This window comes from Dethiosulfovibrio russensis, from assembly GCF_021568855.1.
In the GTDB taxonomy this organism is placed as follows: Bacteria; Synergistota; Synergistia; order Synergistales; family Dethiosulfovibrionaceae; genus Dethiosulfovibrio; species Dethiosulfovibrio russensis.
Genome location: NZ_JAKGUG010000004.1, coordinates 224,422 through 246,075 on the forward strand (window position 1 = coordinate 224,422; position 21,654 = coordinate 246,075).

20 protein-coding genes are annotated in these 21,654 nt (G+C 54.9%); all 20 read right to left on the reverse strand.

Annotated features, from left to right (window positions below):
• Positions 1 to 25: 25 nt before the first annotated feature.
• The 20 genes from L2W48_RS06145 to L2W48_RS06240 are packed head-to-tail and all read right to left on the reverse strand — an operon-like array spanning position 26 to position 21,653.
• The gene (locus tag L2W48_RS06145) at positions 26 to 835 is read right to left on the reverse strand and encodes a glycosyltransferase family 2 protein (RefSeq protein ID WP_236098185.1); all 810 of its coding nucleotides are present in this window, start codon (positions 833 to 835) and stop codon (positions 26 to 28) included.
• The gene (locus L2W48_RS06150) at positions 832 to 2,532 is read right to left on the reverse strand and encodes a thiamine pyrophosphate-binding protein (RefSeq protein ID WP_236098183.1); all 1,701 of its coding nucleotides are present in this window, start codon (positions 2,530 to 2,532) and stop codon (positions 832 to 834) included. The genes L2W48_RS06145 and L2W48_RS06150 overlap by 4 nt, the downstream gene beginning before the upstream one ends.
• Positions 2,529 to 3,554 carry an NAD-dependent epimerase/dehydratase family protein gene (locus tag L2W48_RS06155; protein ID WP_236098182.1) on the reverse strand — a complete coding sequence of 342 codons (1,026 nt, stop codon included), beginning with the start codon at positions 3,552 to 3,554 and terminating at the stop codon, positions 2,529 to 2,531. Before L2W48_RS06155 ends, L2W48_RS06150 begins: the two co-directional genes overlap by 4 nt.
• On the reverse strand, positions 3,532 to 4,866 hold the full coding sequence (gene rfbH, locus L2W48_RS06160; protein WP_236098180.1) for a lipopolysaccharide biosynthesis protein RfbH: 1,335 nt from the start codon (positions 4,864 to 4,866) through the stop codon (positions 3,532 to 3,534). Before rfbH ends, L2W48_RS06155 begins: the two co-directional genes overlap by 23 nt.
• 4 nt (positions 4,867 to 4,870) lie before the next feature.
• Positions 4,871 to 5,965, reverse strand: coding sequence for a CDP-glucose 4,6-dehydratase (gene rfbG, locus L2W48_RS06165; protein WP_236098178.1), 1,095 nt, complete (start codon positions 5,963 to 5,965; stop codon positions 4,871 to 4,873).
• A 6-nt stretch (positions 5,966 to 5,971) separates the two neighbouring features.
• Complete coding sequence (gene rfbF / locus L2W48_RS06170; RefSeq protein ID WP_236098176.1) at positions 5,972 to 6,745, reverse strand: glucose-1-phosphate cytidylyltransferase; 774 nt, start codon at positions 6,743 to 6,745, stop codon at positions 5,972 to 5,974.
• Positions 6,742 to 7,812, reverse strand: a complete 1,071-nt coding sequence (locus L2W48_RS06175) for a glycosyltransferase family 10 domain-containing protein (protein WP_236098174.1) — start codon at positions 7,810 to 7,812, stop codon at positions 6,742 to 6,744. Before L2W48_RS06175 ends, rfbF begins: the two co-directional genes overlap by 4 nt.
• Positions 7,809 to 8,828, reverse strand: coding sequence for a glycosyltransferase family protein (locus tag L2W48_RS06180; RefSeq protein WP_236098172.1), 1,020 nt, complete (start codon positions 8,826 to 8,828; stop codon positions 7,809 to 7,811). Before L2W48_RS06180 ends, L2W48_RS06175 begins: the two co-directional genes overlap by 4 nt.
• Positions 8,806 to 10,206: a mannose-1-phosphate guanylyltransferase/mannose-6-phosphate isomerase gene (locus L2W48_RS06185; protein WP_236098170.1), complete on the reverse strand. Its 1,401-nt coding sequence runs from the start codon at positions 10,204 to 10,206 to the stop codon at positions 8,806 to 8,808. The genes L2W48_RS06180 and L2W48_RS06185 overlap by 23 nt, the downstream gene beginning before the upstream one ends.
• Positions 10,203 to 11,387 carry a DegT/DnrJ/EryC1/StrS family aminotransferase gene (locus tag L2W48_RS06190; protein ID WP_236098169.1) on the reverse strand — a complete coding sequence of 395 codons (1,185 nt, stop codon included), beginning with the start codon at positions 11,385 to 11,387 and terminating at the stop codon, positions 10,203 to 10,205. The genes L2W48_RS06185 and L2W48_RS06190 overlap by 4 nt, the downstream gene beginning before the upstream one ends.
• Positions 11,380 to 12,339: a GDP-L-fucose synthase family protein gene (locus L2W48_RS06195; RefSeq protein ID WP_236098168.1), complete on the reverse strand. Its 960-nt coding sequence runs from the start codon at positions 12,337 to 12,339 to the stop codon at positions 11,380 to 11,382. Before L2W48_RS06195 ends, L2W48_RS06190 begins: the two co-directional genes overlap by 8 nt.
• Complete coding sequence (locus L2W48_RS06200) at positions 12,336 to 12,842, reverse strand: hypothetical protein (protein ID WP_198003009.1); 507 nt, start codon at positions 12,840 to 12,842, stop codon at positions 12,336 to 12,338. Before L2W48_RS06200 ends, L2W48_RS06195 begins: the two co-directional genes overlap by 4 nt.
• Positions 12,843 to 12,856: 14 nt before the next feature.
• Positions 12,857 to 13,903, reverse strand: a complete 1,047-nt coding sequence (locus tag L2W48_RS06205; protein WP_236114770.1) for an AAA family ATPase — start codon at positions 13,901 to 13,903, stop codon at positions 12,857 to 12,859.
• Between the two features lie 22 nt (positions 13,904 to 13,925).
• Complete coding sequence (gene gmd, locus L2W48_RS06210; RefSeq protein WP_236098165.1) at positions 13,926 to 15,020, reverse strand: GDP-mannose 4,6-dehydratase; 1,095 nt, start codon at positions 15,018 to 15,020, stop codon at positions 13,926 to 13,928.
• Positions 15,017 to 16,042, reverse strand: a complete 1,026-nt coding sequence (locus L2W48_RS06215; protein WP_236098164.1) for a glycosyltransferase family 4 protein — start codon at positions 16,040 to 16,042, stop codon at positions 15,017 to 15,019. The genes gmd and L2W48_RS06215 overlap by 4 nt, the downstream gene beginning before the upstream one ends.
• Positions 16,039 to 17,208 (reverse strand): mitochondrial fission ELM1 family protein, encoded by a 1,170-nt coding sequence (locus L2W48_RS06220; RefSeq protein WP_236098162.1) that lies wholly within the window; start codon positions 17,206 to 17,208, stop codon positions 16,039 to 16,041. Before L2W48_RS06220 ends, L2W48_RS06215 begins: the two co-directional genes overlap by 4 nt.
• The gene (gene larC / locus L2W48_RS06225; protein WP_236098160.1) at positions 17,198 to 18,421 is read right to left on the reverse strand and encodes a nickel pincer cofactor biosynthesis protein LarC; all 1,224 of its coding nucleotides are present in this window, start codon (positions 18,419 to 18,421) and stop codon (positions 17,198 to 17,200) included. The genes L2W48_RS06220 and larC overlap by 11 nt, the downstream gene beginning before the upstream one ends.
• Entirely contained in the window at positions 18,418 to 19,146 is a 729-nt protein-coding gene (gene kdsB / locus L2W48_RS06230; RefSeq protein ID WP_236098158.1) for a 3-deoxy-manno-octulosonate cytidylyltransferase, read from the reverse strand. The genes larC and kdsB overlap by 4 nt, the downstream gene beginning before the upstream one ends.
• Before the next feature lies 1 nt (position 19,147).
• Positions 19,148 to 20,362 carry a hypothetical protein gene (locus tag L2W48_RS06235; protein WP_236098157.1) on the reverse strand — a complete coding sequence of 405 codons (1,215 nt, stop codon included), beginning with the start codon at positions 20,360 to 20,362 and terminating at the stop codon, positions 19,148 to 19,150.
• A gap of 28 nt (positions 20,363 to 20,390) precedes the next feature.
• A complete protein-coding gene (locus L2W48_RS06240; protein ID WP_236098156.1) occupies positions 20,391 to 21,653 on the reverse strand; it encodes a 3-deoxy-D-manno-octulosonic acid transferase in 1,263 nt (420 codons plus the stop codon).
• Position 21,654 lies beyond the last annotated feature (1 nt).

Here is a 21,654-nt window from a genome sequence, read left to right on the forward strand (position 1 = left end):
ATTCCTCCCAAACCGCAACGCCAACTCAAGAAAGCAACTTTCGCTTTATCTTTTTCCAATATCTGGATAGTCTGCGCCTAGCTAGATATGCTTTTATCCTCCAGGACAATCCAGGGAACTCTTTCGACAAAGACAAGTAGTATTTTTCCAGAAGTCGCCAATCGTCTTCCTTAAAAACAGTGGAGTCCTGACCGCCATGAACTCTATACTCAAAAAGACGCTTATTCAGGTATGCCAAGCCACCTTTTCGTGCTAATTCTGTTAAAAACACTACATCCACCAACTGGCCAAATCGACTGGGAACCTCTACACCCGCAAGAAACTCCCCTCTGTATATGATGGAGGGAAAGGCCATGAAAGTCTTCATATAGAGATTGACCATATCTCCCACGGAGGGGAAAAACTCCACGTTCTTTCGCCTTTTAGGATTGTGGAGATTGCCTATCCTGTTCCCGTCGGAATCGATCTCGTACCCGTTACAGGCCAATGCTACCAATTCGGGATGATTCGACATAAACCCCACCCCTTCTTTCAAAAAAGAGGGAAGAAGGACATCGTCATCGTGCATTATATAAAGATAGTCTGCGGAATCTCCTCTTGCCAGAGCCTTTTGGAAGTTCCAATGGACACCTTTGTTTACGGGCTCACCTTTCCATAGGATCGATCCATCCTCAATCCACCCTTTAACAGGCTCCCTTACGGATGGATCGCTCCCGTTGTCCATGATCTCTACCCAGGAAGGACGAAGAGACTGGTTCAATACCGACTCGATCGCCTTTCGCAGATACTCAGGCCTGTTGTAGGATAAAATACAGACTCCGATTTTCGAACTCATCTTTCAGGCTCCATCTCGTCCAATCCCTTTCCGAAAGCCATCTTCGGGGCGACCCCTACGCCTGGCAAGATTCTCACAGACAACAGAGAGGGCTTTTCGGGATCCCTCCACAGCCACGCCAGAGCGTCCTCCACGAAAGCGGGATCTTCGACTCTCCTCGCCTCTATCCCATAGGCCTCCGCGACCCGACAGAAGTCGGGAGCGTCGTATCCCCAGACCGTACCGGGATAGCGTCCACCCATATAGGCTTCCTGAAACTGTCGCACCATCCCAAGCGACCCGTTGTCCATAACCACTATTTTCAGGGGAAGCTTGTTCCTGACTATGGTCTGTAGCTCCTGTATGTTGCATTGCATGCCCCCGTCTCCGACCACAACGACCACGGGCGTCTGCCCAAATCCGATGGAGGCACCCATGGCGGCAGGTAGGGCGTATCCCATAGCACCCATTCCACCGGAGCTTATGAAAGGTCTTCCGTCTGTGTCCAGAGACTGGGCGGCCCACATCTGATTGGCCCCTATATCGGTCACGAAGGCAGACGCATCGGGGCTTCTCAAGCCCAACATACGCATAAAACCGTTGGGGTTTATCCCTTCGATCCGCCCCAGCTCTTCCGTATCGTCCCAAAGTCGTCTTCTCTCGGATATCTCGCTTCGCCAATCGTCGAAAGAGGGGGCTGGCATTATCTTGTCCGCCATGAGAGGGACCAGGGAACGAAGATCGGCCACCAGGGATTCTGTGGCGGTTATTCGACCCTCTATTTCGCAAGGATCGATATCCACCTGAAAGACCTCTTTTTGCCTGGTAAAGCCCTCGGTGTCCACGCCGGTTTGGCGAATGTCCAAACGGCTGCCCAGGACGAGAAGCAGATCGCATCTAGCCAGGGCATAGTTGGCCCATCTGTTTCCGTAGGTTCCTATCATTCCCACCGAAAGCTCTCCGCAATCCTTTAGGGTTCCTTTCCCCATAAGGGAAAAGACCGATGGAACTTTGAGCTTTCGAACGAGAGACGAGACCTCCTCGGAGATACCGGAACGAACGACACCGCTCCCCACCAGTATGAGCGGACGGTTGGCCTTGTCCAGGGCGTTTTTCAGCCTATCCAGGAAACGGTCCGCTCCGCAGATCGACCCTTTATCGGGATCTTCCGTTAGCTCGGGGGCATCGTAAGGTTCGGTTATCTCCCCTCTTTGGACGTCCATAGGTATGTCTATGAGCACCGGTCCGGGGCGGCCCTCCATAGCGGTCTTGAAGGCCCAGTCCATTATCTTCGGGATGTCCTCTGGATCGGTAACCTGGACCGCCCCTTTTGTTACGGCCTTAGCCATGGAGACGACGTCGGTTTCCTGAAAGCCGAGCTGTCTCATCGAAAGCCCTGTGCTGAGCTCGTTTCTGTTCACCTGACCGGTAAGAAATACCGCCGGGATCGAATCGAAGTAGCAGGTCCCTATTCCAGTCAACAGATTGACCGCTCCCGGACCGCTGGTAGCCAGAGCGACGCCGGGAAGCCCTTTCACCTGGGCCCAGCCGCAGGCAGCTATGGCACCGGCCTGTTCGTGATGTACCGTCACTATACGGCTTCTTCCCTCTCGGTATATGGAGTCGAGCATATGGGTGGTCATGCCGCCTATCATCTCGAACACCGTATCCACTCCGATATCCGCCAGATATCGAGCTATCCAGTCGCTCGCCTTCATAGAACGTTCCCTCCATTCCAGACTATCGTTCTTTCTATGGATTCCGCCAAATCCACGGTAGGATTCAAACCGAGGTCTTCCTCTATTCTGTCGGTCACAGGGTAATAATCCCCTCTGCCGTCCTGTCCGTTCAGGATCTCGACCCTGGTTCCACACATATCGGCAACCATGGTGGCGGTATCTCCTATGGAGATCGGATATGGAGAGCCGACGTTGTAGGGTCTTCCGTCTTTTCCACGAACCAATAGGGTCAAGAGCCAAAGGGCCATATCGCTGCCGTCCAGATAGGATCTTAATGGAGTTCCTGTACCACGGACGACGACGGGATCTTTCTTTATACCGTCGGAAATGAAGTTTCCCAGGGCAAAACGACCGTTCAGAGGCAAAAAGGAACCGGAAAAGGCGAAGCATCGGGCTATGGTAACCTCCATTCCCCATTTTCTACCGTACATGAGAGACAGGGTCTCGGCCCATCTCTTGGCGTTTCCGTAGATATCTCCACCGCAGGGATCGGGAGCGAGGCAATAATTTTCCGCCACTCCGCCGGGATTTCCACTATCACCGTAGACGGCTCCTGAACTTATGAAGAGGAAGCGGCGACAGCCGTTCTTTCCCAGTTCATCGGCGACCGATCCGGTGGCGGAGACGAGGCTTTTCTCAACCATCGGCCAGGGCACCCCGGGAGATATCTCGCCGGCGGCATGGATAGCCATGTCGAAGCGAGGAAGTTCCAAAGGAGGCGCAGTAAGATCCGAGGGTATCAGCTCCAGAGAAGAGAGGTCGAAGAAAGCTCCGAGTCGGGATCTCAAGACATCCGGTTTTCTGGACAATATGGCGAGTTCGAAACCGGCACCACGGTCTTTCATCGCCATAAGCAGCGAGGTTATCCATGTGCCTACGAAGCCGGTTCCACCGGTCAAGAGAATCCGGCTGCCCTTCAGATCGTCCGCCAGGTCCATGGCGAGATCCGCCAGGGTGTCAAGCCATGAACGGAGGAGATCACCTCTCGCAGAGCTCTTCAATTGCCTCTGCCATTGCGTTCAATCTTCTCTCGTCCAATCCAGGATATACACCGATCCAGAAACTGTCGGTCATTATCCTGTCTGTGGTCGTGAGAGGTCCTATCTGCCTGTATCCGATCCCCTGTTCCCTCATATCGTCGAAACAGGGATGTTTTATGAGGTTCCCCGCAAAGAGCATCCTGGTCTGGATCCCTCTGGATTCGAGATGTCTTACAGCTTCGTCTCTGGAAAAACCGGCTCCCTCTCGGACGGTCAAGAGAAAGCCGAACCAACTGGGATCGCTGTTCTCCGTGGCCTCGGGCAAGATAAGACGATCACTGTACCTGTCCATCCGTTTTCTGAGATAGGCCCAGTTTTTCTTTCTGGCTTCAACGAAATCAGGCAGTTTTTCTATCTGGATCCGTCCTATCGCAGCTTGCAGGTCCGTCGCTTTAAGGTTGTAACCCAGGTGAGAGTATACGTATTTATGGTCGTATCCCTCGGGTAATTCTCCGTAACGACCGGTAAATCTATGGCCGCAGGAGTTATCCACTCCGGAAGGGCAGGTACAGTCTCTCCCCCAGTCCCTCATGGACCGAACTATACGATGAAGCAAGGGATCGTCTGTGTAGACCGCTCCCCCTTCCCCCATTGTCATATGGTGTGGAGGATAGAAACTGGAGGTGCCCAGGTGTCCTACTGTTCCGGTGTAGCGCCATTTTCCATCCATGAGATATTTGGAGCCTAGAGCGTCGCAGTTGTCCTCCACCAGCCACAGATTGTGGGAGTCGCAAAAATCCTTGACCGAGGCCAGGTCGAAGGGGTTGCCCAGGGTATGGGCGATCATCACAGCCTTGGTCTTTTCAGACAAGGCATCTTCCAACATATCTACGTCTACGTCCGCCGTAGGCAACGAGACGTCGACGAATACCGGCACGGCACCGTACTGGACGATAGGGGCAACTGTGGTGGGAAAACCGGCAGCCACGGTTATGACTTCGTCTCCTCTGAAGATCCTCCTGTCTCCCAGAAGAGGCGACGTCAAGGCCATAAAGGCCAGGAGGTTGGCGGAGGACCCCGAGTTAACCAAAGAGCAATGACGGATGTTCAGGAAGTCGGCGAATTCTCTCTCGAATCCCGAGGCCTCCGGTCCCGCCGTAAGCCAGAAGTCCAAGGAGGCATTTACCAAGGCGGTTACCTCCCGTGAGTCGTAGACTCTTCCTCCGTATGAAATTCTATCTCCGGTTCTATAAGACCGGGCGTCGTCTTCCATATCACAGTAACGACCGACCAGTTCCAAGATCTCTTTTCTTAGGGCTTCTTTTTCAGTCATAAGGCTAGTTCTCTCCATTGGAATATTTGTCTATCTGATCGACGGAGATCGTCGCCATCTCGTCGCTAGAGGCACCGTTACTCCAAGCCTTGGTCCATTCGACCGACTCAGACAGCGCCTGTTCGAGGGACCATTCGGGAAGCCAGTCGAGTCTGAACCGGCTTTTGGAGCAGTCCAGCCTAAGCATGGAGGCTTCGTGGAGTCTTTCCGGGTCCTCCCCTATCTCGTATCCGGCCCGATCGCCCCATAGTTCGCAGAGTTTGCCGACCACTTTTTCGACCGTCTGTTCGTCTCTGTCCACAGGGCCGAAGTTCCAGCTCTCTCCGTATTCCGGTCCAGCCTGATAGAGCAGTCTTCCAAGACGAAGATAGCCCGACACAGGTTCCAGAACGTGCTGCCATGGACGAACCGCATGGGGACTTCGGATAATCACCGGCTCACCGGCAAGGATGGATCTAAAACAGTCAGGGATCAGTCTGTCCTTGGCCCAGTCGCCTCCGCCCAAGACGTTTCCGGCCCTAGCCGTTGCCAGGGCGACCCGGTGCCTGTCATAGTCGTCAGGGTTGAAGTAGGAGCGACGATAGGCCGAGGCTACTATTTCGGAGCAGGCTTTGCTGCTCGAGTAGGGGTCGTATCCTCCCAGCGGTTCGTCTTCCCTGTAGCCCCATATACGTTCGCCGTTTTCGTAGCATTTGTCGGTGGTTATTACCACTACGGCCCGTACCGATGGGGTTTTGCGAACCGCTTCCAGAACCTTGGCAGTGCCCATCACGTTTATGTCGTAGGTCTCTATAGGGTTTTTGTAGGATTCCCTGACCAGCGGTTGAGCAGCCATGTGAAAGACTATTTCGGGACTAGTCCTTTTCATCTCGGCTATCATGAGATCTAGGTTCCTCACGTCTCCTATGGTGGAGTCGATCATGTCGCCGAGCTTCAAGGCATCGAAAAAGGAGGGCGACGTAGGAGGATCCAGAGCATAGCCGTGAACCCGGGCTCCCAGAGAAGACAGCCAGAGCGATAACCATCCTCCTTTAAACCCGGTGTGGCCCGTCACGAACACAGATCGTCCGTTCCAGAAGGATTTATTTATTTTATTCAAGATCCATCACCATATCTTCCACGGTGCCTGTCCAGTCTCCCAGGCTTCGTCGAGCTTCATCTTGTCTCTCAAGGTGTCCATAGGCTGCCAGAAGCCTCTATGTCTGTAGGCCATGAGCTGGCCGTCTTTTGCCACTCCCTCGAGAGGGGCCCTCTCGAGGACCGTGTCGTCGCCTCCCAGTCGATCCAGGAAGCTCCGCTCCAAGACGAAGAATCCGCCGTTTATCCAGCTTCCGTCCCCTTTTGGCTTTTCCTGAAATCCACTGACCGAGCCTTTTTCGTCCATGTCCAGGGCACCGAACCGACCGGCGGGCTGGATCGCCGTTACGGTGGCGGTTTTTCCGTGGGAGCGGTGGAACTCCAACAGCCTATCTATGGAAACATCGCTGACCCCATCGCCGTATGTCAGCATGAAGGTGTCGTCCTCCAGGTAGGGGGCCACCCTTTTGACCCTGCCTCCTGTCATGGTGTTCAGTCCGGTATCCACCAAGGTGACCTTCCACGGCTCGGCGGCGTTGGAGTGTACCGTGAGCCGGTTGGAGTCACGAAAGTCGAAGGTGACGTCGGACATGTGGAGGTAGTAGTTGGCGAAGAATTCCTTTATGACCTGCCCTTTGTAACCCAGACATACGACAAAGTCGTCGAAACCGTAGTGGGAGTAGATTTTCATTATGTGCCACAGTATGGGCTTTCCGCCTATTTCGATCATGGGCTTGGGCTTCAGGTGGGATTCCTCGCTTATCCTGGTCCCAAAGCCTCCTGCCAGTATGACTACCTTCATGGTTTGTTCCCCTCTTTCGCTAAGTCCGGCTCTATGCCCTCTACGATGGCGTCGGCGAAGGCGTCTAAGCTGAAACGGTCCGATAGCGGCCCTGTGAGAAAAGACGACGCCCCGTCCAAATAGCCTCGGTATTCATCCTCCGACATGGAGACAAGGTATCGGTAAAGCTCCTCATGAGAGCTGTATGTCCTCCTGTCCACGTAGCACTCAGACGGTATGACCTCCTGAACGCCCTCCCACCCCATGTACACAGGGACCACGCCGGAGAGTAAGCAATCGAATATCTTCTCTGTGATGTAGCCCGGTATGCCCTGGGCGTTTTCGTAGCAGATAGAGAAAGCGTAGTTCGGCAGGGTTTTCCTCTTGGATGGTGCTATCCCACGATAGCAGGAGAAGGTCTCCCATAGGTCCCCTATAGGACCGGTGGGCCGTCCCCGCAGCTTTCGGCCTATGGCCTTTACCGTGTTGGCGACCCTCTTTAGAGGGGGGGAGTTCCAGCCGGGGCCGTATAGGTCCAGTTCATCTGGATGGTGCTTTTCAAACCACCGGATGGTATCCCTTCTGCTCGAGTATAGCTCTCTCGGATCTGAGCTCCATTTATTCCCCGCCATGAGGACACAGAGCTTTTGCCTCTCCTTCTTTGAGGGAACGTCCACAGGTGGGGTCAGGTCGTTGGGCCACATGTAGGGTATATAGCGTGGACCGCCATCCTGGTTTGAGAAGGCGTTCCGGTTCCAGGTTAAGACGGCGTCGAAGGCTCGGTGTTTTTCCCGGTCCCAGTTATCCCCTATTATGACCTCCGACTCGAATATGGCCAGATATCTATGTCCTCCGTAGCCCCGGCGATCCAGCTCCTCCATGAACTTATCCTGGTAGTCCAGAAAAAGGTATCCCCAGGTGTCCTCAGGGGATACCTTGTCGTAGGTGGATAGAGATATGCCCATGCCCTTAAGTCTCTCTCTGAGATGGCGAAGGTGGGCAAGGCAGTCGTCCCTGTTTAGGGGGCTGTCGGGGTCGAAGGCCCTGTTTTGACCGTAGATCGACGGCATGACTATGGCGAGATTCAAAACGACACCCCCAGGTTTTTAAGGCCTTCCAGGATGACCGCCCCAAGATGGTAGTCCCTTTTTGCCCTGCGGTAAGCCTTTAGCTTCATGGACTCCCTCCGCTTTTCATCGAGAAGGTAGTAGGATATTTTCACCGCAGCTTCCTCCGGCGAGGTGAACAGGTCTATCTCGTCCCCTATGGAGAAGTATCTCTCGATCCCTGGGGCATAGCAGGACAGCTCGAATCCTCCGAAGGCCGGAATCTCTATGTTTCTGGCCTTTACCTGCTCTTGGTTTTTGCCGGACCGGAGGTATCTTAGGGCGTTCACAGGAGAGGAGAGGACGAAGCGGATGTCGTTGTTCCTGCTGTTTGAGAGGTTGAGGTTTATCCTGGATCTAAGCATGATGTCCATAACGTCCTGGTCCGATACCCTACCACCTTTCCAGCCCGATCCGAAGCAGGCCACAGAAAGTCCGGTGAGGGCCTCTATCCTCTTTATCCACCACCTGCGGTTTCTGTCCGCTCCTCCTATGAAGGAGACGTCGAACTCGTACTTTACGTCCCGCAAGGACGGTTCTTCCGCGAAGTCCCTTATACCCCAGGGGACCCAGACCGCAGGAACGCCCATTTCCCTGTATTTAGGCAGGGAGTAGAGGTCCACGGTCATGGCCCCGGACAGGTGAGGAGCCCTTTTCGAGGAGTAGTCGTCGAACCTCCACTGGTCGTCGCAGAACCAGTTGACCACGAAGGACAGCTCTTTAAGTCTGTCCAGGGTTTTGCAGGATATTTCGTCCCTCATGGTTATGGTGAAGACCACGTCAGGACGCTCTTTTTCGACGAATTCCACTATTCTGCCTTGGAGGCCCTCCAGGTCGTCCGGGTAGCCGTTTTCCTCCAGCCAAAAGGGAGCTACGTCGGCAAAGTCACAGATAGCGGGGAAGAAGCGCCCCCTCTCCAGAGACGGACCCCTTTCGGGCAGACCGTAGTCGTAGGACAGGAGCAACGTCGCTACTTTAGGCCTCTTGGTCTCGTCCATTAGGTTCGCCTTTTATCCTCACGATGTCGTCCTCCCCCAGATATGGCCCGTTTTGGACCTCTATTATCTCGAGGGGGATCTTTCCGGGGTTTATGAGCCTGTGAAGCTGATTTTTCTGGATGAAGGTGCTTTCCCCTTCGTGAAGGTAGAAGGTCTCTTCGTCCCTCTCGACCTGGGCGGTGCCTTTTACCACTATCCAGTGTTCCGTCCTGTGGTGGTGATACTGGAGACTCAGGGCCTTTCCCGGGTGGACGTTTATCCTCTTTACCTTTATGCCGTCCCCTTCGTGGAGGATTCTATAGTCTCCCCATCTCCTGGCGCTTTCGGGGGCCTGAGTTATCTCCGGTCTGGACCGCCCTTTCAGTGTGGAGACTACGTCTTTGACCGATTGGGATGTCCCTCTAGGGGCTATGAACAGGGCATCGGCGGTGTCCACCACCAGCAGGTCGCTGACCCCCGACAGGGCTATGAGCCGTCTGTCCCCTTGGACCAGGCATCCTTCCGATCGATCGGCCAGTACGTCCCCTTTGAGGACGTTGCGGTTGCCGTCTTTTTCCCCCTGCTGATAGATGGCGTCCCAGCTCCCCAGGTCGGACCAGCAGGCGTCCAGTGGGACCACCGCCACTGAGGGAGCTTTTTCCATTATGCCGTAGTCTATGGAGACGGGGGGAAGGTCTTTGAATCCCTCGATCATGGTCCTCTCCCCGCCTTCCATGAGTTTGGCTATCTCCGGGAGGTGTTCTTTGAAGGAGTCTATCATGTCCCCGGCACGAAAGAGGAATATCCCGCCGTTCCACAGGTATTGACCGCTTTGGACGTATTCCGCTGCTTTTTTCAGGTCCGGTTTTTCGACGAACTGGGATATGTCGTTCCAGCCTCCTCGGTCTTCGCCTTTTTTTATGTAGCCGAAGCCGGTCTCCGGGGCGTCCGGGACTATACCGAAGGTTACCAGTTTCCCCTCTTCCAGCGCTAGCAGCCCCGTTTTCAGGGCGTCTTGGAAGGCTTTTTCGTTTTGGATTATGTGGTCGCTGGGACAGACCAGGACGGGAGTTTCCCTGGTTGCACCTTTTTCCATCAGATGGGCCAGCCCAAGGGCTATGGCGGGGGCGGTGTTTTTGCCCTCCGGCTCCAGGACGTGTATGTTTCCTTTCAAGCCGACGTCGGAGGCCTGGTAGGCTATCTGGCTGTCCCATCTCTCCCCTGCCACTATTTTTATGCCCTCTTGGCCGCAGAGGGGCAGGAGCCTTTTTATGGTGGTCTGGAGGAGGCTGTGGTCTCCTGCGAGTTTCAAAAACTGTTTTGGGACCTCTTCCCTGGAGAGGGGCCACAGTCTGGTCCCTCCTCCTCCTGCCAGTATGAGGGCTTTTATCTGGGTCATTTTCCTCCCCCTAATATGTCCTCCAGTATGGTCAGTTCCTCCTGGCAGTAGTCCGGGTGGTTGCCGCAGTAGAGGCCACAGCGGTGGATAAAGTCGGCGCCTTTGAGTTCTCTACTTGTGGGGACGTATTTGCCGTAGAAGGGCTGTCTTTGGATGTTGCCCGCTATTAAGGGTCTTATCTCCACTCCCGCTTGCTCCAGTTTTTCGCCGTATTTTTCCCTTAGCTCCGGGGTTTTGCACAGTATTGGTATGGCAAAGTTGGAGAGGACCGTCAGGTGGTCTCTCTTTAAGGTCAGGAGGTCTGGGTTGGATTTTATAGCCCTCTCCACCTTTACGTAGTTATCCTGCCTTTTGAGGATTGAAGCAGGAAGGTGAATCAGCTGCTGTTGGCCCAAAAATCCGGTGATTTCCGTCGGCCTGAGGTTGTAGCCCAGGTCGTAGAAGGTGTATTTGGCGTCCAGTTCGGACTGAACCCGATATTGCGCCCGGATGGTCTTTTTTTCCTCTTCCTCCAGGTTTCTGTCCCAGCCGTTGGCACGGACGAGTTTAAGCATAGCGGTGAGCTCAAGGTCGTCGGTGCAGATCATGCCGCCTTCGATGGTGGACATGTGGTGGGAGACGAAGAAGGAGAAGGTGGAGGCGAGACCGAAGTTGCCGAGCTTCGTCCCTTTAAGCTCGGACCCCAGGGATTCGCAGTTGTCCTCTAGGAGGATTATTCCCCTTTCCCGGCAGATGTCCCGGATGACATCCAGGTCTCCAGCAAAGCCCAGGGCGTTGGTTATAAAGAGGGCTTTCAGGGGTTGGTCTTTGAGGCATCTCTCAAGCTTTTCGGGCTCGACGTTCAAGGTTTCCTTGGAACAGTCCAAGGCCACAGGGACCATGCCCAGCTGTATTATGGGCATGGTGTTGGTGGACCATGTGACGGCGGAGAAGCCTATAAGGTCCTCGTTTTTCAGTCTGCCCATGTTTTTAAGGGCCTGGAGGAGGGCCAGGTTGGCGCTCCCTCCGCTGTTGAAGAGCACCGCCCTGTTTCGTCCCTGATATGCGGCGAAACTTTCCTCGAACTTGCGACATTCTTTTCCCATGCTCAGGATCTGGGCGTCCAGGACGAACTTGGACAGGGCTTTTTTTGTCTCTTCCTCCTGGAGGAAGGTGTTTTTCACTAGAGGGACTTTATACACCGTTTTGTCTCTCCTCTCTCAGCTTTTCGTATTGGTCTATCATCCGGGCGATTCCCTCGCTTAGCGGTATTCGGGGCTCGAAGCCCAGTCCTCTCAGCTTCGAGACGTCCAGCCGCTTTATCGGCATTCCGTCGGGTTTGGAGGAGTCCCATAGTATCTCTCCGTCGTAGGCAACCGCTTTTTTGATCTCCTCCGCCAGGCCTTTTATGGATATATCCTCTCCGCTGCCCAGGTTGATTATCTCCGGGCTGTCCCATACGTCCATGAGGAGGGTCACGGCCCTGGCCATGTCGTCGACGTGGAGAAACTCCCGTCTGGCGCTGCCGGTTCCCCACAGGGTTATGGCGGGGGCCTTTTCCCTCTTCGCCTCCACGAATCGCCTGACCAGGGCGGCTATTACGTGGGAGTGGTCTGGGTGGAAGCTGTCTCCCGGGCCGTAGAGGTTGCAGGGCATGACGGAGAGGCCTTTTATACCGTACTGTCTGCTCAGGTACTGGACGAGCCGGAGACCCGCTATTTTGGCCAGGGCGTAGCCTTCGTTGGTGGGCTCCAATGGGCCTGTTAGGAGGTATTCCTCTTTCATAGGCTGAGGACATTCCCTGGGGTATATGCAGGAGCTTCCCAGGAAGACCAGTTTTTTCACGCCGTTGGCGGCCGCTCCGTTTATGACGTTGTTCTGGATCTGGAGGTTTTCGTAGAGGAATCCGTAGGGGTCGGCTATGTTGGCCCCTATTCCTCCTACTCTGGCGGCGGCCAGGATCACCACTTCGGGACGGTTGGCCCGAAAGAAGTCCTCGGTGGCTCTTTGGTCCAGCAGGTCCAGCTCTCGGTGGGTTTTGGTTATTATGTCTTTGGCTCCTCGGTCTTCGAGGGCTCGGACGATGGCGCTGCCGGCCATACCTCTGTGACCCGCTACGTATGTTCTTTGTTCCGCTATATCTTGTTTTTTCATGCGTTTCGCACGCTCCAGAATCGATCATGCGCGCAATCATCGCCCATGCTCTGTATTTTAGGATGAGGATCGATAGGCTTTAGCTTTTTTCTAAGGATACCTAGCAAGTTAGCACTATCGATGACAACCGGAAAAAGCCTGCTCTTTTTAAGAGGTTGTTCAAGATGGAATACAATCCGTATCTTCTGCGCTTTAAGACATCGCTGAGCCATTTCTCTTTCTTCTAAAACATTCCCATTCAAAGCAGCAGGGAGAAGAGCAGCAAGGGTACTCAGCGATTTATTCAGGATAACTTCATGGATCGGCTCAGTGGATATTCTAGAATGAGCCCGATAATCCTTGGCCTCGATCAAATATAGGACCTTTCCCGGGCTCAAAGCTATCAGATCAGACGCTTTGATATGATCTTTCATCCTTGAAAAATGTTCTCTATAAAAGGTCCAGTCGTCGAATTTTGCTACCTCCCAGTCATCTGGAAAATCAAAAACCAGAGAATCAACCACACAGGATTTCACGGCTATTCCTGCCTCTCCATAGAGAGATATCTCTGGGACTGATCCACGTTTTCATCGAGAGAGACTAAATCTCCTATGTCTTCGATAGCGTCACCCTGTCCTATCGATACGCCATCTTCACCTTCGTGAAGCCCTATAAATCTAATGAGATTTTCCCCATGATCGTATCTTTTTAGCTCCAGTTCTCTGAGCAAAAAAAGGTCGTGAGTTGCCAAGAATACCTGTATACCCTGTTTGCAGAGCCTCAGGACCGTCTCTGCCACCAGCTTCACCAGTTTAGGATTCAGGTTGGCCTCAGGCTCATCCCAGAAAAGGTATCCTCTGTCCAGAAGCACGCCAGAAGCTATCAAATGAGCTATCATAGCCAACTTTCGATGTCCTTCTGCCACTAGGTGCATCTCCATCCGACCATCGCTTTTTTGGAGATACATGCGACCATCGGAGAGAACTACCTTTCCTCCCATTCCTTCCTCCAAGGGCTCAAGGAGCATTTTTATTGTTTTCTCTCTCGGTCCTTTTCTGAGAGGGGCCCCTAAAAGCAAGCAGGTATCTCGCCAAGTTTCCTCAAATTCCAGATAATGTCTATCGTAGGTAGCCACAAAATTTGGATAGAGCGACATAAGTTCTCTAGTAGGAAAGAAAATCGGTTCTATCTCGTTCCAGGAGGACGGAACCTTATCCACCGAGACCTCTGCCTTGCTGTTGGATGAAAAACTACAGGAGATATTGTAGCGAGGATCGCCAAACTCAAGGGAGATGTCGCACCTGGCCCTGCCTTGGCGACGACGGATGAGCCGCCCCAGGCTCTCGGGGCAGAAGACCCTCACCAGTTTTTCGGCAATAGCGGTCTGGAGATAGTTTTTTGTAGGAGCCGTCCCCTTGGACTTTCTTCCTCCCTCCGCTGAGACTGCCAGCAGGCTGTAGACAGCCTTTAGGAGGTGGCTTTTTCCAGTTCCATTTTCGCCGACTATCACGTTAAGGCCGGAAGAGAAACTTACATTAGCCTTGGTAAAAACGGTCAGATTTTCTATGTCCATCGATTTAAGCACAGGCTCACCACCCTTTTTTAGATCAAGACAGGTCCTCTATGGAGGGACATACCTGGTATCCTGCGTCCCGGCAAAGGATGTCTTTTTTGAACAGGTCCAGGTCGTGGGAGACCATTTCCTTGACCAGCTCGGGGAAGGTGACTCGCCTCTCCCAACCCAGCAACTCCTTTGCCTTGGTGGGGTCGCCTAGGAGAAGTTCCACCTCCGTGGGCCTGAAGTATCTGGGGTCGATCTCGACCAGGACCTTCCCGGTGGAGGGGTCGAATCCGGCTTCGTCCACTCCGGTCCCACGCCACTCTATGGGTATCCCGACTTCCTTGAAGGCCAGTTCCACAAATTCACGGACCGAGTGTGTTTCACCTGTTGCTATTACGAAGTCATCCGGGGTTTCCTGCTGTAGCATGAGCCACATGGCCTCGACGTAGTCTCTGGCGTGGCCCCAGTCCCTTTTGGCGTCCATATTGCCAAGGTAGAGTTTGTCCTGAAGGCCCAGGGATATCCGGGAAACCGCCCTGGTTATCTTTCTGGTGACGAAGGTCTCTCCCCGAAGGGGCGATTCGTGGTTGAACAGTATGCCGTTACATCCGTAGATGCCGTATGCCTCCCGGTAGTTGACCGTTATCCAGTAGCCGTAAAGCTTGGCGGCGGCGTAGGGGCTTCTTGGATAAAAGGGTGTGGTCTCCCTCTGGGGGATTTCCTGGACCTTGCCGTAGAGCTCGCTGGTGGAGGCCTGGTAGAAGCGTGTCGTCTTCTCCAGCCCCAGTATGCGGATGGCCTCCAGGATACGAAGGACTCCCAGCCCGTCGCCGTTGGCTGTGTATTCCGGCGTCTCGAAGGATACTTTGACGTGGCTCTGGGCAGCCAGGTTGTATATCTCGTCCGGCTTTATCTCCTGAAGCAGACGGACTATGTTGGACGAATCGGTCAGGTCTCCGTAGTGGAGGATAAGGCCTCTTTTTTCGTCGTGGGGATCTCTGAACAGGTGGTCTATTCTACCGGTGTTGAACAGGGAGGACCTCCTCTTCATTCCGTGGACCTCGTAGCCTTTGTCCAGTAGAAATTTAGACAGATACGCTCCGTCCTGACCGGTTATTCCGGTTATAAGGGCTTTTTTCATGACGACTCAACCTCTTTTCGTTTTCTGACTTCGAGATACAGGCCCTCCATCTCCTCCACCATATCGGAAAGAGAAAAGTTTCTTCTAATTTCCGAAAAAACGGCTTTACCGTCCAGCGAGGCTCCGAGAGCCTCGCTCCAGCGTTCTTTATTCAAGGAGACCATTGCATTCGGGGGCAAGTTCTCTTTGAAGGCTGGAAGATCCGACGCTATAAGGGGAACTCCCATGGTCAGAGCGGTCAAAAGGACCAGCCCCGCTCCCTCGCTTCTGGATGGAAAAAGACAGCAATCGCACCGGGCCATCAGGTCGACCACGTCATCCCTGTATCCCAGAAAGTTTATCCTATCGCCCGATCGAGCCGAAGTTGTCCTCTCTTTAAGCTGGACCTCCAGAGGGCCCTCTCCGGCTACGTCCAAGATCCAGTCGTCTCGATCCGTCATGGAGAGAAGGACGTCTATCAAAAAGTCTATCCCTTTTACACTGGTCAGGCGACCGATGAAGAGAAAACGAAAGGGCCCCTTATCATCGTGAGGAGCCCATCGAACGCCCGGGTCGACTATGCCGTTTTTTATGACCGTCGAACGCCGGGGAAGCCAATCTATCTGGTGATCCTTTACCGCCTGAGATACGCAGATGGCGCCGTCGGCGTGACGATATGGGATCAGGCCGGCGTTCAGCGAGTATATGGCGTGACAGGTCACGACGAAGGGAATCCCGGACAGAACGGAGGTCCACCAGGCCACCCAGGCGGGGACCCGGGAGTGAGCGTGGAGGATATCCCATTTCCTGGATCGGGCCATAATAGCCAGTCTCAACGCACAGACGCCCCCGGTGAAGGGCTCTTTTACGTGTATGGGAAGCTTTATATGGGTGACTCCGGGATGGAGTTCCGACGTCATCCGTCCACCGCCGGACACCACCGTCACATGGTGCCCCGACCTTGCCTGTTCCGAGGCCAGGTCCACCACGTGACGCTCCACCCCTCCGACGTCCAGCCCCGGCAGGAGGTGGACTATCCTCATTTCCAGTTCTCCAATATCCAGTCGGCGGCTCGACGGGCCTCGTTGAACTCCGGAGCCTTGTCGACAGGTCGGTTCAGCATAGGACGCCAGGCCATGACGTCCGAGGGCATCTCGGTTAAAAGCCCTCTTTTCACGAAACTCTCTATCATTTCATCGAACCTGGGGGTTCCCCATAAAAACCTCTCCGGCAGGATTTTCCATTTTATGAGACGTACCGTAAGCTTCTGGGCGAACCGTCTCCATCCCGGCTGTCTTCCCACCCTCAGGAGGTATACCTTGGATCCCGAGGTAGCCGCCTCGGATATCATGGACACGGAGTCCTCGGTACAGAATACCCTGTCACAGGTTCCGAGTATTCCCGGGACGGGATTTTCGTCGCTCTTCGAGGCGAGAAGGAGCATGGACACCCTATCGTTGTCCTTGCAGATTTCCCTTATGCGTTTTTCCGTCTCCAAAGAGGTGCGTCTGGATGTGGTGATGTAGAGAGACAGCCCTCTTTCCTCGGCAATGCGAAGCAATACCCCTACGGTCATGTCCGCCCAGGTGGCGTCGAGCCGGTAGTTCTGGTCGTCTCCACCGACAAGGATGCCCCATTTTTCCTCGGATCCGGGATTATCTCTCAGGAGTTTCTCCGCCGATCTCTCCAGATCCTCCGGGCTGACGAAGTTCGGAGCTCCCAGGGTTTCAATGGCGGAGCCTGCACATATTCCGTCGTGGCTCGGGACCACGCCGTAGTCGAAGGGCTCGACCCCTATGACCGAGGGGGTCATAACCACGCAGGATCTTCCCCCCATGACCCTTGAAAGGGCAAGGCAGAATGGAGCGGCGGAGCTGCCGGTGGAGATCACCAGGCTGTCCGAACCGGACAGGCCCCTCTCGTCCAGGGCCTTGCGGTAGCCCTCCAAAAGATCCAGCCCTTTTTCTCCGGTCCAGTGAAGCCATCGTCTCGTTCCGAGTCTGTCCAGTTTGGGAAGCCTTCGACCCAAAAGTTTGAGCAGAAAAGCCCTCCTGCCCCCTCCGTATTTCGGCACATCCATCTTTACGATATCGGCACCGGTATCCTTCGATATCCATCTTGCTATGCCCTCGCTCTGGTGCAGGTGACCTCTTATTCCGTCCGAGAGGATCAACACAAGCGAAGGGCCGTCGGATCTGTCAGTTTTCATCTGTCCATACCCCCAGTTCTGACGTAAGTCTGTCTCTCAACTCCATCAAGGGTATGTTATGTCTTTCCGATATGTCTTTCAAGTCGTCGTATTCGATGGTTCTCTTCACTATCCTGTCTCCCCAGTAGGCTTTTTTCAGCCTGACCGGCCCGAGGGACGTGAGCTCCATCGTTTCATCCCTTCTCAGGGTGTATCTGTTCTCCCTGCGGCATCTAAGCCCTATGGTGGAGGTGTTTTTCAATATGATCTCGGCACACCGTCTTTCCAGTTCAAGAGAGCACACGCAGGTTATTCTGGTTCCAGGACGCTGTTTTTTCATCATGATAGATGTCAGGAAAACGTCCCAGGCTCCGGCATCGAAGAGCTTTTCCATGGCGGAGGCGAAGTCCTGGGGGTTCATATCGTCCACGTTGGCCTCCAGAACGACGGCTTCCCCGGGAATCCAGGGAAGTTTTTCTTTTTCGTCCTCTTCCTCTTGCAGCAGGGTTATCCTCAGGGCGTTGGGAAGCTCGGTGTCCTTGTCCCCCAGGCCGTAGCCTGTGGCGACTATGCGGCCGTTTGGAAGAGATCCGTAGGATTCCACCGAGGTCTTCAGTATGAGGGCTCCTGTGGGGGTGGTTCTCTCCAGGGGGTCCCCCTGAGAGATAACCGGTATTCCCTCGAGAAGCCTGGCGGTGGCGGGAGCAGGAACGGGCAGAACCCCGTGGGCGCACTTCACCGTTCCGGAACCGACGTTGACCGGCGACGAGACTACCCGATCCGCCCCGGCCATATGCAACGCCATAAAGGATCCTACTACATCCACTATGGAGTCCACCGCTCCGACCTCGTGAAAATGTATGGACTCGAGATCGACGCCATGAACCGAGGCCTCCGCCTGAGCCAGCATCCGGAAGGCCCGTTCGGACCTGTTCTTGACGTTTTCCGGCAGGGAGGATCTTTCCAGTATGGACAGTATGTCCGACAGATGTCTGTGACGGTGGCCGTGGTCATGACCGTCATGATGATCGCCGGAACGAACCTCTACCTTGAAATCGGTGCCGGAGATTCCCCGTCTAAGACCTTTTTCGATGGAAAAGCCGTAGTCGTCCAGGTCCAGCCCCTTCATGGCCGAGATGAACTCACCTTGAGAGAAGAGCCCCAGGTCGATCATGGCTCCTATGAACATATCCCCCGCTATGCCAGCGAAGGGCTCCAGATAAAGGGTTCTCATGAAATCTCCTTTTCTAATTCTTTCCTAGCCCACAGAAGATCCAAATCGGTGTCTATGCCGGGGGCGTGCCTTCCCCGTGCCACAGGGACCATTATGTCGTAACCGTGTTCGATCGCCCTGAGCTGTTCCAGAGACTCGCTCTCCGATAGAGGGGTGGCATCCAGGGAAATGTACCGATCCAGAAAAGTCCTTTTGTAACCGTATATTCCCAGGTGTCCGTAGACTGTGGCGCCGGGAACTCTTCTGTATGGGATGGGAGACCGGCTGAAGTAGAGGGCTCTGTCCGCCTGGTCCACCACCACCTTGACCCTGTTGGGGTTGTCTATCTCCTCCTCCGCCAGGGGGTATCTGAGGGATACCATAGGGATCTCCGGGTTTTCGAAGAGACAGAGGGCCACCTGATCCACCAGGGCGGGATCCATGAAGGGTTCGTCTCCCTGGACGTTGACGACTCCGTCGCAGGAAACGCCCTTTATGGCCTCGGCCACCCGGCAGGTGCCGTTGGGATGGTCCGGAGAGGTCATGACCGCCTCTCCGCCGAAGGAGCGGACCGCCTGGGCGATCCGCTCGTCGTCGGTGGCGACCATGACCCGGCTTATCCGACCGGCGGACATGGCCCTCTCGTAGACGTGCTGTATGACCGGCTTGCCTCCCAGGTCACAAAGGGGCTTGCCGGGCAGACGGGAGGAGCCGTAACGGGCCGGTATTACCGCCACTATCTCCATGTTACGACCGAGAGAGGCGGTATTCCCCCGCCTTGGCTCTCATCCTGGCGGGATCTATGGGACGGACGTTCTCGACGATCCACTCTCTCATGGCCTTTCCTTCCTCTGTCTCCTGCTTGTAGCTCATGAAGTCAAGTTTAATGCCCAGCTCGTCGGCGACCTTTAGGGCCATGACCGGCCAGATCTCGCCTATGTCGCCTATCACGGGAATGCTTCCCTCGTGGCGGGCGAAGGCGGACATCTCCATCCTGAAGGGTATGCCGGAGATCTTGGTCTTGGGAAGCCCCTTGTCTATGGCCTCCTGGATCCTGGCGTTCTCCCTCTGCTGGTCCTGGGCCTTTCTGAGGTTTTCGTCCAGGTCTATACGGATGAGGGTCTTTTCCCTGAGATGATAGGTATGGAGTCCCTTCCACCAAGCCCATATGCCGTGACCGGTGTAGTTCTCGAAGGGACCGTCGTGTAGTTCCTGGGAGAGGGCTATGGCCGACTCTATTATTATGTCGGCATCCTCCAGCATCCCGGCCAGTCTCATGCTGCGGTTGGATATGGGGATGCTGTCTCCTATGGCGAGACCGATGTTGCCCCCTCCAACCATCTGGGGGATGCTGACTATCACGGGAAGCCCCTTCTCGGCTCCTATGCCTATCATGGTCTTGCGGTCCGCCCCCCATCCGGCGACGGTCTCGAAGGGGAGGCCGTAGGTTCTGGCTATCTCCAGTATTTCCGAGGCCAAGGTCTCGTTCCAGAGCCCCATTGGGTAGGCCATGTTGCCAGCCGCCTTGACCACGTCGTGACCTTCCACCTCGTCTTCCTTAGCCAGAAGATCCTCGTCCAACACCATTTCCCTACGAAGGGCTTCTCTCTCCTCGTCGGTCATCCTGGTGAACTCGAAGACGTTGCCTCTGGGCATCTTCTCCTCCGGCAGGCCGAGCTGAGAGGCGTCGCACATCTTTACCCTGTCCAGGGAACCGGCCATCTCGTGGCCTATCACGGCGGAACTTGTGGTGACTCCGTCTATTATGCCCTTGTCCATGAGCTCGGCTATAAGGGTGGTGACTCCCTCGTGGATGTTGGGTCCGCTGCCGGAGGCCACGACTATGTTACCGCCCTTTTTCTTGACCTCCACCATCTTCGCCACAGCGTCGTCTACCGCCTTTTTGGATCGGTCGTCCAGGTTGGCGTAAAATCCGTCTATAAGCTCTCTGTTTATCGTCATGATCGATTCCCTCCCGATGTAGGTTATTTTAGTTTAGATATGGAGCCACTATCTCCCAGGAACGGTCTGCCGCCGATTCGAGACCTTGAAAATAGTCTCGACAATCGGCCTCGACCTTTTTTCTACGTCTGCCGTCCAGATCTCTCAGAAACGCCGTTGCCATGGTATCCTCGTCGGATATCATGGTACATATCCCCATCTTTACCATGCTATCAGTTGCCTCCACGAAGTCCTCGTAGTGAGGTCCCTGGCAGAAGGGCACCCCGAAAAGGGCGGCCTCCATTATGTTCTGTCCGCCTCTGGGAGCTATGCTGCCCCCAACGAAGGCACAGTCCGCAACGGAGTAGAGGCCGAAGAGCACCCCTATGACGTCCACCACCAGGGTGCGCCATCCCGGTTCGATGCGGCTGTATAGGCTGACCGGCCCCAAATCCGACGCCGATCGGGCAATGCGGCGGGATCTCTCGGGATGTCTCGGCACGATTACGAGCCTGGCGTCGGGATAGCGGTTCAGCACCTTCCGGAAGGCTTTAATAACTATTTCGTCCTCGCCGGTGTGGGTGCTTCCGGCCAGGACGATCGGGCCTCCGTCTCCCAAGGTCGCGAGAATTTCGTCTTTGTCCAGTTCGGCCTTTCTCTCCATCAGGGCGTCGGCCTTGCAGTCTCCGGTTATCTCTATTTTTTCCTCTTCCACCCCCAGATCGATCAGTTTTTCCATGTCCGACCGGGATCTAACCATCATTCCGGTGTAGCAGGAGAGGACCTCCCTCCAGAAGGACCTGAAACGCCTCATGGACAGATAGGTTTTGTCGGAGAATCTGCCGTTGACCATAAAGGCAGGCACGTTCCGACGGCTCATCTCCCAGAGCATCCCCGGCCAGATCTCCGTCTCCACCGTTACGTAGACCTTTGGACGAAGCGCATTCAGGGCCCTGTTCAACAGGACTGGGCTGTCCCAGGGATAGGAGATCACCCTGTCGGGAACATCTTGGAGCAACCGTCCCGCCATCTCCCTTCCGGTCGGGGTTATGGTGGACAGTATCACCGGACGCTTTTCCAGGGCTACCTTGGCCCTTCTAAGAAACGGGGCCGCCGACTGAACCTCCCCCACCGACACCGCATGGACCCAGAGGGGCCTGCCTCTTTTCCTGAGCTGGGACATAAGCGAGGGGTCGTATATTCCCCGTCTCTCCTTCAGGCCGACTCCGGCGTATTTACGTTCCAGCCAGGGAGATGCCAGGGCGAAGCCGAGAGCGGCGGCTCCCCTATACAGTTGCAGCGACAGGGACATG